General features: G+C 45.3%; 12 protein-coding genes and 1 pseudogene. 3 read left to right on the top strand and 10 right to left on the bottom strand.

Going from position 1 to position 14,086, the window contains the following annotated elements:
- Positions 1-8 precede the first annotated feature (8 nt).
- The 3 genes from cydX to cydC are packed head-to-tail and all read left to right on the top strand — an operon-like array spanning position 9 to position 3,616.
- Positions 9-134, top strand: coding sequence for a cytochrome bd-I oxidase subunit CydX (gene cydX / locus ACH19P_RS07895; protein ID WP_462158063.1), 126 nt, complete (start codon positions 9-11; stop codon positions 132-134).
- 4 nt (positions 135-138) lie between these two features.
- On the top strand, positions 139-1,905 hold the full coding sequence (cydD, locus tag ACH19P_RS07890) for a thiol reductant ABC exporter subunit CydD (protein ID WP_462158061.1): 1,767 nt from the start codon (positions 139-141) through the stop codon (positions 1,903-1,905).
- Entirely contained in the window at positions 1,898-3,616 is a 1,719-nt protein-coding gene (gene cydC, locus ACH19P_RS07885; RefSeq protein ID WP_462158059.1) for a thiol reductant ABC exporter subunit CydC, read from the top strand. The genes cydD and cydC overlap by 8 nt, the downstream gene beginning before the upstream one ends.
- A 123-nt stretch (positions 3,617-3,739) precedes the next feature.
- Here cydC and lpxA read toward each other — a convergent pair whose 3' ends face one another.
- The 10 genes and pseudogenes from lpxA to frr all read right to left on the bottom strand — a co-directional run bounded on the left by lpxA (position 3,740) and on the right by frr (position 14,073).
- Positions 3,740-4,510, bottom strand: coding sequence for an acyl-ACP--UDP-N-acetylglucosamine O-acyltransferase (gene lpxA, locus ACH19P_RS07880; RefSeq protein ID WP_462158056.1), 771 nt, complete (start codon positions 4,508-4,510; stop codon positions 3,740-3,742).
- Positions 4,511-4,512: 2 nt separating this feature from the next.
- A complete protein-coding gene (gene fabZ, locus ACH19P_RS07875) occupies positions 4,513-4,965 on the bottom strand; it encodes a 3-hydroxyacyl-ACP dehydratase FabZ (RefSeq protein WP_347390818.1) in 453 nt (150 codons plus the stop codon).
- 20 nt (positions 4,966-4,985) lie between these two features.
- A complete protein-coding gene (gene lpxD / locus ACH19P_RS07870; RefSeq protein ID WP_462158054.1) occupies positions 4,986-6,008 on the bottom strand; it encodes a UDP-3-O-(3-hydroxymyristoyl)glucosamine N-acyltransferase in 1,023 nt (340 codons plus the stop codon).
- A gap of 2 nt (positions 6,009-6,010) precedes the next feature.
- Positions 6,011-6,529 carry an OmpH/Skp family outer membrane protein gene (locus ACH19P_RS07865; RefSeq protein ID WP_462158052.1) on the bottom strand — a complete coding sequence of 173 codons (519 nt, stop codon included), beginning with the start codon at positions 6,527-6,529 and terminating at the stop codon, positions 6,011-6,013.
- Between the two features lie 10 nt (positions 6,530-6,539).
- Positions 6,540-9,011 carry an outer membrane protein assembly factor BamA gene (gene bamA / locus ACH19P_RS07860; protein WP_462158050.1) on the bottom strand — a complete coding sequence of 824 codons (2,472 nt, stop codon included), beginning with the start codon at positions 9,009-9,011 and terminating at the stop codon, positions 6,540-6,542.
- A 201-nt stretch (positions 9,012-9,212) separates the two neighbouring features.
- Positions 9,213-10,565, bottom strand: a complete 1,353-nt coding sequence (gene rseP / locus ACH19P_RS07855) for a sigma E protease regulator RseP (protein ID WP_462158048.1) — start codon at positions 10,563-10,565, stop codon at positions 9,213-9,215.
- Positions 10,565-11,764 (bottom strand): 1-deoxy-D-xylulose-5-phosphate reductoisomerase, encoded by a 1,200-nt coding sequence (gene ispC, locus ACH19P_RS07850; protein WP_462158046.1) that lies wholly within the window; start codon positions 11,762-11,764, stop codon positions 10,565-10,567. The genes rseP and ispC overlap by 1 nt, the downstream gene beginning before the upstream one ends.
- Entirely contained in the window at positions 11,761-12,630 is an 870-nt protein-coding gene (locus tag ACH19P_RS07845; protein WP_462158044.1) for a phosphatidate cytidylyltransferase, read from the bottom strand. The genes ispC and ACH19P_RS07845 overlap by 4 nt, the downstream gene beginning before the upstream one ends.
- Positions 12,631-12,646: 16 nt before the next feature.
- Positions 12,647-13,414, bottom strand: a complete 768-nt coding sequence (gene uppS, locus ACH19P_RS07840; protein ID WP_462158042.1) for a polyprenyl diphosphate synthase — start codon at positions 13,412-13,414, stop codon at positions 12,647-12,649.
- Between the two features lie 100 nt (positions 13,415-13,514).
- Positions 13,515-14,073, bottom strand: a pseudogene (gene frr / locus ACH19P_RS07835) (ribosome recycling factor).
- Positions 14,074-14,086: the final 13 nt, after the last annotated feature.

Below are 14,086 nucleotides of genomic sequence, written 5' to 3'. Positions count from 1 at the left end.
GAGGAATTATGTGGTATTTCGCTTGGATACTCGGTGTTTTATTTGCTGTCGCCTTTGGTGTCATCAATGTGATGTGGTACGAAATGCAGCAACACAGTGATTGCGTAGCTGATGACGAGCAGGAGCACTTTTAAAGGAATGAATCCCCAACCAAATCGCGCGCAACAACTCGAGTTGCGCGCATTTTTACAGGACTTTACGCGCTCGAGAAATCGCACACTCATGCTCAGCATCACCTGCGGTTTTATCAACTCGATTTTAATGATTGCTAGCTGTTACCTTCTCGCTAAGGCGTGCCATGCAGTCATATTTGCAGGAGCCGATTTACACTCACAAGCCAATGCGTTGTGGGCCCTCATTATCCTACTCACGATGCGAGCTTTGTTTGCTTTTGTTAGCCGCTACCTCGCAGAGCAAAGTGCTCAGCGCATAAAACATGAAATGCGCAGCGCATTGTGGCAAGCCTTAGTGAAGCAACAGGAAAATGGTCTGCAAAGACGCTCTGCTGCTGAATTGACGTTAACGCTCAACCAAGGCGTTGAAGCACTGCATGACTACTTTGCTAAATATATCCCAGCTGTTGCTTACGCTGCACTCATTCCATTTGCAATTATCGCTGTCGTATTTCCGATAGATTGGCAGTCAGGCATCATTTTTGTGTTTACCGCTCCGCTTATACCGTTTTTTATGATCCTCATCGGCTACAAAGCGCAGGAACTCAATGAGAAAAACTGGCAAAAGTTGCAGCGTATGGGGCAATTCTTTTTTGACCGAATAAGTGGCCTTGCGCAACTGCAACTGTTCAACATTGCCAGCCGCCAAATTCAGCACGTTGAAACCATGGCCGATCAGTTTCGACTGTCGACCTTGTCCGTACTTCGCATTGCCTTTATATCTACATTAGCTTTGGAATTCCTAGCCACTATCAGCATCGCATTGGTTGCCGTGATTATTGGTTTTCGCTTGTACTTCGGGACATTAGATTTTGCGACTGGCTTTGTGGTGCTGTTATTGGCCCCAGAGTTCTATATGCCACTTCGCCAATTGGGACAACATTACCATGCCAAGCTAAAGGGGTTAGCAAGTGCTGACTCTATGATGGCGATACTGAACTCACAACTTAGCAATAAAGAACACCCCACAACCCAAAGTGTCGACGAGTCTATAAATGAGTTGCGAGTAAAAGACTTGTGTTTTCGTTTCAAAAACAGCCAATCAGATTCCCTTAAAAACATCGACTTTCATTGCCCGGATAAAGGCTTACTTGCGATTGTTGGCCACAGTGGCGCTGGCAAGTCGACACTAATGGATTGCATGATGGGCATACATCCTTCGGCAAACAACAACATCCTTATCAATGAACAGCCATTGGCAAAGCTGAATCTACAACACTATCAAAAGCATATCGCATGGGTGGCGCAATCCCCGACGCTGTTCAGTGGAACCATTGCAGACAACATCAGTCTTGGACAAGCCGATGTGACATCAGAGCGAATTCGCAAGGTATGCGCAGAGGTTGATATGGATGAATTTATCATGAGTTTACCCAACGGCTACGACACAGCCATTGGGGAGCTCGGAGCTGGGTTATCAGGTGGACAGATACAACGAATCGCTATTGCCAGAGCGCTGTATAAGTCGCCACAAATAGTGTTTTTAGATGAACCTACCTCAGCATTAGATAAGCACAGCGAAACAATCGTGCAACAGTGCTTAGCCAAGCTAAGCAAAGAAATACTGGTCGTTGTTATCGCCCATCGCCTGCACACACTCGCTCAAGCGACGCAGTTAATCGTGTTACAACACGGTGAGTTAATTGAGCAAGGTAGCTACCAGCAACTGAGCAAAGACAAAAATACCTATTTCAATAAGCTATTAAATTCTACAGGAGTCGCGCATGGCTAATTGGCGATTCCTCTTAGCGCTACTGAAACCCCACTTTAAATGGGCCATATTAGGTTTTGTTCTTGCCCTTGTAGCGTTGGCAGCCAATATAACGTTGCTAGCTGTCTCCGGTTGGTTCCTCGCGGCGATGGCCAGTGCTGGCATTGCCGGTGTAACGATGAATTACTTTACCCCCGCAGGCGTGATCCGCTTTTTAGCAATCGTGCGAACAGCAGGCGGGTACGCGCAACGTTTAGTGAATCACAACACCACCTTCTTGGTATTAAAAACGTTACGGATACAAATCTTTACTGCATTAACACAACTGCCAATACAGAAATTCTCCAGTGTAGGAAAGCAGATTTCGCAGCTACAAGAAGATGTAGAGCTGCTGGATGAATTTTATTTGGGCGTGTTAATCCCTATTTTACTGGCTATAGTTGGCATAACTTTGCTGGCGGTGGTTATCGGTTTGTACAGCACTTCATTGATGTGGCTGACCATCACCGCGTTACTGAGTGTCGGAGTCGTATTGCCTGCTTGGTTAAGTCGAAATCTAAAAGATGTAGGTGCCAATACGCTTAGCGCACAAGAAACATTGAATGAATGTTTGGTCGAAGGCACTCGCGGCTTGAAAGAGCTGCAACTGGCTGGGGCAACACACACTTTTTGGCAGCGAATCGAAAACGCTCAGCGGGCGCTCGATCAGCAGCAACATGTCGCCCACAAATGGTTAGCAATGCATCAAGGCCTCACCCTCTTCGTAAGCCAACTGGCTATCGTCTGTGCGCTTATAATTCTTGTTCCACAGGTACACAACGAACAAGTTATTAATGTAAATTTGGCTATGTTAGTGCTGCTCGTCCTGGCAAGTTTTGAAACCGTTGCGCAATTACCTGACGCGTTACTGAAGCTGGAAATTTCTCTTGCCAGTGTGGGACGTATTCGTGACCTTGTTGAAAATTCAAATGGTGAGCACAGGTACACACAATCGGGTGATGACACAGCACAGGAAGTGTTTAGATTGCAAAATTTTTCCTTTGCCTACCCCGCACATCCCCCTCTGTTTCAAGACGTTAATCTATCTGTAACGCGTGGAGAAAAAGTGGCGATTGTTGGGCGTAGCGGCGCGGGCAAGTCAACGCTTTTGAACCTGCTAACGTCACAACTCATAGATGAATCAAATAGCGTATACGCCTTTGGTTGCGAGTTATCAAAATTAGATAAAGCATGGCTCTACAGTCGTGTCGGTGTGCTTAATCAATACGTGCATACTTTTGATGCGACGATAAAAGACAACTTGTTATTGGCACAGCCACAAGCCAGTGATGACCAGCTATGGAATGCACTTAATATGGCGCAATTAGGTGAGCAAGTTGAGGCCATGGAACAGCAACTTAATACCTTCATCGGTTACAGTGGCCGCCAACTATCCAATGGCGAGGCTAGACGCCTACATCTCGCACAACTGCTATTGCGACAGCCGCAGGTATTGATACTCGATGAACCGACCCGAGGTTTGGATAACGAAAATCAAGAGCGGGTGTTTAACTCACTACTCGCAATCGCCCACGAGCGCACGTTAATTGTTAGTACTCACGATACCGCTTTGTTGGACAAGGTCGACAAGGTGATCTGGTTAGAACAAGGTAAGATAATCGCCGTCGCAAGTCATCGAGAATTACTGGCATTGTATCAGGACTATCGTGCGCTGACGTTAATTGTTAACTAGGGTCTATTGACCTTTGCTGTGTGTTTTTGCAGTACCATTGGGTTCAATCAAAGGTCAACACGCCCTAGCATCAAGACATAAAAAAAGCGCCTGTCAAAGGCGCTTTTTTTGTCTGAGAATCGCTTAGCGAATGATACCGCGAGTTGAATTCACAACAGAATCAATCATCGGCTGAATCGCTGGGAATTGCGCTACTTCTTCACGCAGCTGCGCGAGTGCTTCGTCCGCTTTTAAGCCTTTACGGAACAGCGTTTTATACGCTCGGCGCAATGCCATTATTTCGTCAGCTTCAAAGCCGCGGCGCTTAAGGCCTTCGGTATTGATTGCAACTGGGCGCGCTGGCGTGCCAATAGTCGTGACATATGGCGGTACGTCTTGGTTAACACCAGAGTACATGCCAATAAAGGCATGTGAACCAACTTTACAAAATTGGTGAACCCCTGAGTTACCCGCAAGGATCACCCAGTCACCGATATGCACATGGCCTGCTACACTGGCGTTGTTAGCAAAAATAACGTTATCACCAATCACAGCATCGTGTGCAACGTGGGTGTACGCCATAAACAAGTTATTGCTACCAATTTTAGTGATGCCCTCGTCTTGAATCGTACCACGGTGAATGGTGGCACATTCACGAATGACGTTATTATCACCAATGATCAGTTGCGTTGGTTCATCCTTGTACTTCTTATCTTGGCAAGCCTCGCCAACCGATGCGAACTGAAAAATGTGGTTGTTTTTGCCAATCTTAGACGGGCCTTTCACCACGACGTGAGATTCAATAATGGTACCAGCACCGATTTCTACGTCGTTGCCGATATAACTATAAGGCCCAACTTGAACATCATCAGCAAGCTTTGCACCAGGTTCGATAATTGCGGTCGGATGGATCACGTTTAAAACTCTCTTCTTGCACACATTAGTTCAGCACTACACACGACTTTGTCATCAACGCGTGCTTCGCCATAAAACTTCCACATATTGCGGCGCTCTTTTAAGAACTTCACATGCAAATGCATTGTATCGCCTGGCATTACAGGCTGCTTAAAGCGCGCATTATCAATTGCTGCAAACAAGTATAGTTCGTTCTCACCACGATTTTCCGTGGTTTTAAAACCAAGTAAACCTGTCGCTTGCGCCATGGCTTCTAAAATCATCACACCAGGAAATATTGGCTGCTCAGGAAAATGACCCGTAAATACAGGCTCATTCATCGTCACATTCTTGATAGCGTGTAAGCTTTCACCAGGCGTATAGTCCAGTACTTTATCTACTAACAACATCGGGTAACGATGCGGCAGTAGCGTCAAAATTTCTTGGATATCAAAGCTATTTAACTGATTAGCCAACTTCTTTTCCTTAAACAAAGTTATTCTTGTGATTTAAGCTCAGCCTCTAAGGCCTTGATGCGCTTATTCATGTCGCCAATATTGCGTATATGCGCTATCGTACGGCGCCATTCCTTATTACTCACATGTGGTAGACCTGAAGAGTAGATCCCTGGCTCATTGATGCCGCTGGTAACCATACTTCTACCTGTTAATACCACTTGATCACAAATTTCGACATGCCCAGTAATGCCACTGAGGCCACCAATTTGGCAATAACGGCCAATTTTAGTGCTGCCAGCAATCACGCTGCAACCTGCTATCGCAGTACCTTCACATATCTCAACGTTGTGGGCAATTTGACATTGGTTATCAATGATCACGTTGTTATGGATAATCGTATCATCGATGGCACCACGGTCGATGGTGGTACTTGCACCAATTTCCACATGGTCGCCTATTATAACAGAGCCTAACTGTGGGATCTTCACCCATTGTCCACGCTCGTTCGCATAACCAAAACCATCAGCACCGATCACGGTGCTCGCTTGGACCAAACAATGTTCACCCAGCTTTACTTCATGGTAAACAGTCACATTGTTCCACAGCTTGGTATGGGCACCAATTTGGGCATTTTGACCAATAAAACAGTGTGAACCAATTTGTGCATGGTCGCCAATTACGGCACCCGCTTCAATAACAGCCATGGGGCCAATGTTAGCTGATTCACTGACCTGCGCATCAGGGCTTATGACCGCACTTGGGTGAATTCCACGAGCAGAGGCTGGTGTGCTGTCAATAAATTGAGCAAGTTTCGCATAGGCAACATAAGGGTCTTTACAAACCAGCTTGTTGCCATCGAAATGCTCTGCATCCGCAGCGCTCAGCATCACAGCACCCGCTTGCGTTGTGGCAAGCTGACTGCGGTATTTCTTGTTAGCCAAAAAGCTAATATGTTCGCCTTTGGCCGTCTCTAAAGTTTGAATGCCAGAAACAACTAAGGTGCCGTCTCCAACGAGCTCGGCACCTAGGTGTGTGGCTATTTCAGCTAAGCTAATCGCCATATTTACTTCTTACTTACGCGCTCTACCACTTTACCAGACAAGTCTGTTACTTTTTTAGGGTTAAAGTAGATAGTTGCATCTTTGATTTTCACTTCGTCAAAGTCGCCTTCTTTAGCTACAGCTTCAATCGCTTCAATGATTGTGCCTTGCAATTTAGCTAATTCTTGGTTTTGACGTACTTTAATTTCTTGCTCTAGAGGACGACCTTTTTCTGCAAGTTGCTTTTGCATGCCTTGGATTTTTTCACCCAATGCTTTTTTCTGGTCCTCACTCATCGTTGTTGCTTCGCGCTGATATTTTTCCATTTCAAAACGGATATCACCTTGTAGCTTTTCAACTTCTTGACGACGGTCTGCAAATTCACCTTGAAGCGTTTTTTCAATTGCAGCTGTTTGCGGCACTTGTGAGTAGATAGTTTGCATATCAACAATACCCACTTTGTGAGCAAGAGCTTGCGCAGATGTACCCATAGTTAATGCAGCTAGCATTACCATCGCAGTGTTTTTAAATACTTTTTTCACAGAAAACTCCTTAGAAAGTGTTACTAATGTTAAAGCTAATTGTCTTCGTATCGTCATCTTCTTGTTCTTTCAACGGATACGCGAAGCTAATTAGCATTGGCCCCATAGGCGAGATCCACTGGATTGATAAACCAGTTGATACCCTGAAACGACTTGGATCCGAGTAATCATCCAAGCGCGCGCGCTCATCGGGCTGTAAATTTTGATAACGGTCAACGTTGAATTCAGTATCCCAAACGTTTGCCGCATCAACAAAGAAACTTGTGCGAACCGAGCTGGTGTTATCTTCATCAAGGAATGGTGTTGGAACAATCAACTCCATACCAGCCACGGCTTTCGCATTACCACCGATACGACCTGCTAATTGCAGCGTATCAAACTCTTCAGCACCACCAATATTGCCCGCTGGCGTGCCATCTGGCAAGGTTGTGCCTGGAATACTTTGCGGAGAACGTACTACAGCACGTGGTAAGATGGTGTTTCTGTCAAAACCACGTAGTTCTTGCTCAGTAATTCGGAAGAATTCTTGTACAGGTAGAACTTGGTCATACCCGTTTGTTTCGCCATAGCCATTACCATAACCGAGTGCTGCACGCGTAGAGAATACCCAACGGTGGTTGTTACTCAATGGCCAATAGAAGCGTGAGTTATAGTTCAACTTAAAGTAAGTCAAATCTGAATTAGGTGTAGTCGCTTGTAGGTTAAGCGATTGGCGAGAACCCGCTGTTGGGAACATACCACGGTTTACTGTTACACGAGACCAACCCGCACTCAGCTCAAACTTGGTAAATTCGAAACCAGCATCTGGGTTTTCTGGGTCAAGGAACGTCTCACGTAGTACACGTGTTTGCTCGTACTCAGCCAAGTCTGACAGTTCTTCTTCAATCCAGCGAATACCAAAGTTAAGACGGTTTACAGCGTTTATTGGGAAACCTATGTTAGTACCAATACCATAGCTTTTCGACTTATAGTCAATCAGACTGAATTCGCTCGCATCGTAGTTACGGTAAAAGATACTCGAACCTTGTGATACACCGTCTGGCGTAAAGTATGGGTCTGTGTATGACAAGCTTACACTTTCCGAACCACGTGACGTATTGATGTTGAATGCGACTTGGTTACCACTTCCTAGGAAGTTCTGCTCGCTCACACCAATGTTAAATTGCAAGCCATAGTATGAACCATACGCGAGACCAGCAGTGAAGCTACCCGCAGATTGTTCTTTTACGTTGAAGCCCACATCAACTTGGTCATCAACACCCGCAACAGGATTGACTTCAAACTCAACATTCTCCATGTAAGGAAGACGCTGAATCTGCAATTTTGAACGTTCAAGGTTCTGGTTTGATAACCATGCACCTTCGAGCTGGGTCATTTCGCGACGAATTACTTGGTCTGCAGTATTTTGGTTACCTGAGATATCGATGCGGCGCACGTAAACACGTTTGCCTGGGTCAACAGACAAGGTCAACTGAACTTCTTTGGTCTCGTCATCGATTTCCGGAATGGTGCGTACTTCAGCGTTTGCGTATCCGAAACGTGCTAAATAGCTTTTGATAAACTCTTCTGTTGATGTAACCACAGAGCCGTTGTATAGCTCACCCGCTTTAAGCGGTACAACGGCCTTGATCAGCTCTTCGCGACCGAGTAAGTCACCGATGAAGTCGAAACCCTTTACCATGTACTGCTCGCCTTCGGTGACGTTTGCAGTTACATAAACAGACTCACGCTCTGGGCTCACAGATACTTGGGTTGAATCTATATTAAATCGCAAATAACCGCGGTCAAGGTAATAACTGGTGATTTTCTCTAAATCGCCTTCGATCGTTTGTTTTTGATAACGATCAGAGGACATAAATTTCCACCAAGGTAAGTCTTGTTGTGACTCAACGAGGTTAAGAAGTTCTTCATCTGAGAATAGTTCGTTACCAACGATGTTTATTTGACGAATAGACGCTGCGTCACCCTCATCAAAAACAAATTTAAGGCGAACACGGTTACGCGGTAAGCGCGTTACTTCAATATCAAGATCAGCGTTGTATTTACCAATACTATGGAAGAATTCAACAAGGCCTTTTTCAACGTTTTCGAGTACCGTTCTGTCGAGTGGCTCACCCGTTCTGATATCTTGTTGATTGAGGCTGTCAGTTAATTGCTCATCTTTGATGTCCTTATTACCTTCAAACTCAATCGCGCTGATGGTAGGACGTTCAGTAACCTTGAAAACAATTTTATCGCCGTCGCGATACGCTTCGATATCATCGAAGTGACCAGACTTATACAGCGACTTGATAGTCTTTGACACGGTGTAAGTATCAATTGAATCGCCAACGTTAATTGGGATATGTGTCAACGCGGCACCAAGAGCAACACGTTGCAGACCTTCTACTTTTAAATCTTCTACGATAAAGGAATCTTGGCCAAGGGCTGCGAAGCTCGCCCCTAATAAACTAGTTACTGCCAAATGTTTTTTTATAGCCATTTTATTATCTTTGTCCTTTACTACAGTGTCTTTACCCAACCGCTTTATATGAGTTTGACTTGCGCACGGCTGTTCTAGTTGGGCCACCGACTACGTGAGTGATGGCCATCTTATCATTGCTGTTTGGCTTACACAGCAGTTAATTTGCGCATTCTGCGCATTTTATGTTCGTTTAACTTCCAATCATTAAGTTGGAGCTAGTTACAACCTTGAAATGTCATTTAATAGCGCAAAAGCTGTCAATGCCAATAACAAGGTCGCACCAATACGAAAACCAATTTCTTGCGTCTTTTCAGAGACTGGCTTTTTGCGGATAAGTTCAATTATGTAATACATTAAATGTCCGCCATCGAGTACAGGCAATGGCAAAAGATTGAACACACCTAAACTTACGCTAATGAGTGCTAAGAAACTCAAAAACGCAACAAAACCGTAACTTACACTAGTTCCAGCCCCCACAGCAATGCCGACAGGGCCACTAATGTTTTTAATAGACACTTGCCCAGTGATAAGGTTCGCTATCATCTCAAAGCTCAAGCTGACCATTTGCCATGTTTTTGTCACCCCCAAACCAATGGCGTCAATGGGGTTATAGCTGCGCGTTATAATACTGTCTTCTGGCCAAGGTTCAACCACTGGAACAACACCTAAATAGCCGCGAGAAAATCCATCTTGGGTCGGCTTATTGGCAGGCGTGACTTGGACGTCAAAACCGCTTGCTCCACGCATCACATAGAGGTTTAAAGTACTATCAGCAGAGCGTTCTATCATTTGAACAAGCGCAGGCCACGACTTAATCAATTCACCATTGACGCTAACCAGCACATCTCCCTCTTTTAGTCCTGCTTGTTGTGCAGGTGAGTCAGGAGCCACCATCGCAATCGCGAGTGTTGCATCGGGTCTAAATGGCACGACTCCAAAAGAAGTCAAAGGCGACTCGTCCCGCTTATCGAGGGTCCACCCATTTAAATTGAGTGACTTAATACTTTGCGACCCACTTGGTGTTTCTACTTTAACACTGACCGCATCATCGCCAAGATGTTGCATCAACGCTAGGGTCACTTCTTGCCAATCTTGTGTTTGCTGCGAACCAAATGAAATAAACTGTTCACCGCTGCGGATACCCGCTTGCTCAGCACGACTTTGAGAAACGACCTCGCCAATAATAGGTTTTACTGATTGCACACCGATGACATACATCAAGGTAAGTGCAAAAATCGCAAATAAGAAGTTGGCTATGGGGCCTGCGCTGACGATAGCGATACGCGCGTAGACAGACTTTGAATTGAAAGATAAATGGCGTTCGTGCTCAGCAACGTCATCAACGCGCTCATCAAGCATCTTTACGTAGCCGCCCAATGGGATCATCGCCAGAACATACTCTGTGCCATGCTTGTCGTACCAACGGACCAACGGCTTACCAAAACCAATAGAGAATCGCAGCACTTTCACGCCCGCTTTGCGCGCAACCCAAAAATGTCCGTATTCATGAATGGTAACAAGAATACCCAGTGCAAGAATGAACGAACCAAGGTGCCATAAAAACTCAAACATTACTTAATCCTTGCTTGTATTAGCTGTGTCGCCTGCACGCGAGAATCAGCATCGCACTGGAGGATCCCTTCCAAGTCTGAACGATAATCCAAATTCATGTTCTCCAATGTTTGCGCATTGACTGCATAGATATCGGTAAAACGAATTTTACCCGCTAAAAATGCAGCCACAGATTCTTCATTCGCTGCGTTAATCACAGTCGTCGCTGCTTGACCTTGTTTACAGGCCTCAATGGCTAGGCGTAAATTAGGGTAGCGATTGAAATCTGGCGCATGAAAACTAAAGTCTTTCATCTGCGAAAAATCAAGAGGTGCCACACCTGCGGCGATACGTTTAGGGTAAGCCAGTGCATGAGCAATAGGCGTACGCATATCCGGTTGCCCCATTTGTGCCAACACCGAGCCATCGCTGTATTGCACCATAGAATGAATCATACTTTGTGGATGAATAACCACTTCGATGTCATCGGCTGATGCATTGAATAGCCATTTGGCCTCAATAAACTCTAAGCCTTTGTTCATCATGGTTGCCGAATCCACGGATATTTTTTGCCCCATAGACCAGTTAGGATGGGCCACTGCCTCAGCGACGGTAATATTGGCGAAGGTATCTAACGCACGCTCGCGAAAAGGACCGCCTGAGCCGGTTAATAAAATTTTGGTTACACCATGAGCATGCAATTGCTGTTCACCCGGCGCTTTTATCGCCTCAGGCATACATTGGAATATGGCATTGTGCTCGCTATCAATCGGCAACAATGTCGCGCTATGTTCACGTACTTTATCAATGAACAACTGGCCCGACATCACTAAGGATTCTTTATTTGCCAACAACACCGTTTTACCGGCTTCGGTAGCGTGCAAAGTGGGCAATAACCCTGCAGCGCCGACAATTGCCGACATCACTACGTCGATGTCTTGGTGTTGACATAACAGTGCCAGCTCCGAGCTGTAATCAACAACGCGAGTCTCGCTATTGAGCGCTTTGAGCTGTGTTTGAAGTTGGCTGTTTGCGTGTGAGCATGACATGCTCGCAAATTGAGGAGTGAACGCTTTACAATCTTGTACCATCTGCTCAACGTTGCGTCCTGCAACAAGAGCAAACACCTCATAATCAGTATGATTACGCGCTATCACATCCAATGTGCTCTGACCTATTGAACCCGTAGAGCCTAAAATCGTGACTCTTTTTTTATTCATAGGGTGATTGTCCACGCATAAAATACGACAAAAATTGGCGCAGCGGCTGTAAGACTGTCGATACGGTCTAAAATACCACCATGACCCGGTAAACATTTACCACTGTCTTTCATACCTGCTTGGCGTTTGAACATACTTTCGAGCAAATCACCCACGGCTGAAAATGCAGCAACAACAATCGCCATTAAGGCATAAAATACCCACATTGACGCGTCGATACCGTTGAAATAGCAAAATGCCACGAGGAATATAGCTGAGCACACTAGACCGCCAACAAAGCCTTCAATGGTTTTGTTCGGACTGACTTTAGGCATCAGTTTGTGTTTACCGAAATTTTTGCCACTGAAATACGCGCCGATATCAGCGCTCCAAACAATCCCTAACACGGCCAAGATTAGGTAAGAGCCGAATTGCGCTGATTCATCATAGCTAGCACTACGAAGTACACACAACGCTAACCAAAGTGGAGCGAGTGTGAGGACGCCTGAGATACCGCGCATGAGTAAACCTTGCGACCAGGCATCACTGAATTTCGGATAACGCACCACAAGAATCGTGGCTACAATCCACCAAGCAACGGAGAGCGTAAACACATAATTAATATCACCGCGTAATAGACCATTGCTTAGCCAAAGCTCAGTGATAGGCCAATGCCATTGCATGAGTGCAACTAAGGCAGCCAGAGCAATAACGTAACCAACACGCTTTATACGGTTGCTGATCCCCATAAGTGCTGACCATTCATAGGCACCCAATAAAACAATACCGCCAGCACAATAGCTAAACCAATCAAGGGGAGCCAAAAATACTAACGCTAGCGCCAAAGGCGCCAAAATGAGTGACGTAATAATTCGTTGTTTTAGCAAATGTTATACCTTCAACTTAGGGCTGAGCTGGAGAGAGTAATTGTTTTATTTGTTCACCAGTACATCCGAACCGGCGTTCTCTCGATACATAGCAGGCGATGGCCTCCGCAAAAACCGACTCATTAAAGTCAGGCCAAAGCGTAGGCGTAAAGTACAGCTCAGCATATGCAGCCTGCCAGAGTAAAAAGTTACTTATTCTTAGGTCTCCACCTGTACGAATAAGTAAATCCAATTCACTTTGACCATTAAGACTAATATGCTTTGCCAGCGTTTGCTCGTCAATGTCATCCGCTGATAATTCGCCTGCCGACACCTCAAGGGCTAACTGTTTTGCGGCATGGGCTATATCCCAACGACCGCCGTAGTTCGCAGCAATGTTCAGCTGTAAACCGGTATTTTCACTTGTTAGCGCTTCAGCTGCAGCAATCTTCTCTTGTAGCTTTTGTGAAAAGCGATCTGTATCGCCAATAATGGATAGTTTGACGTTATTTTTATGCAGTTTTTTTACTTCTCGTCCCAGGACCATCAAGAACAAATCCATCAGCGTTGTTACTTCATCATCGGGGCGTCGCCAGTTTTCGCTACTAAAAGCAAAAAGAGTCAGTGACTCTATACCTAACTTTGAACAAAATTTTACTGCATCTTTAACCGCATCAACCCCTTTTTTATGGCCGTACACGCGCGGGTGACCCTGCGCTTGTGCCCATCGACCATTACCATCCATGATGATTGCCACGTGCTTTGGCAATAACTGTTGAGAAATTTGTTCTGCGTCTAAAGCCATTTAACTTAAATTATCCACAAAAAAACGCCGTCTAGTATACCCTAGACGGCGTTACAAGCCTAATGCCAATTTATGAGCAATGCGCTCACAAATTAACCAGTTAGATTTCCATCAACTCTTCTTCTTTGGCGCTTAGTTGAGCGTCCATTTCTTTGATGTACTTATCTGTAAGCTTTTGAATCGCATCTTCACTTTGACGCGCTTCGTCTTCAGAGATCTCTTTGTCTTTCAAAAGACCTTTGATGTCACTGTTAGCATCACGACGAATATTACGTACTGCTACACGGCCACTTTCTACTTCACCACGTACGATTTTAATAAGGTCTTTACGACGCTCTTCTGTAAGTGGAGGAAGTGGTACGCGAATTACTGTGCCTGCTGATGCTGGGTTTAAACCAAAGATCAGAGGTCATGATTGCTTTTTCAACCGCTTGCGCTAACGATTTATCGAACACGCTGATTGCAAGCGTGCGAGAATCTTCAATCGTCACATTTGCTACTTGGTTAAGTGGTGTATCTGCACCGTAGTAAGAAACCATAATACCGTCAAGAAGTGCTGGGTGAGCACGGCCAGTACGGATTTTAGATAGTTGGCTGCCAAGTGCTGCTACACTTTTTTGCATGCGCTCTTGCGCACTTTTTTGAATATCGTTTATCACGCTAGTATCCTAC

The organism is Pseudoalteromonas sp. GB56 (assembly GCF_054923835.1).
This window is presented reverse-complemented; position numbering and strand designations above follow the sequence as displayed.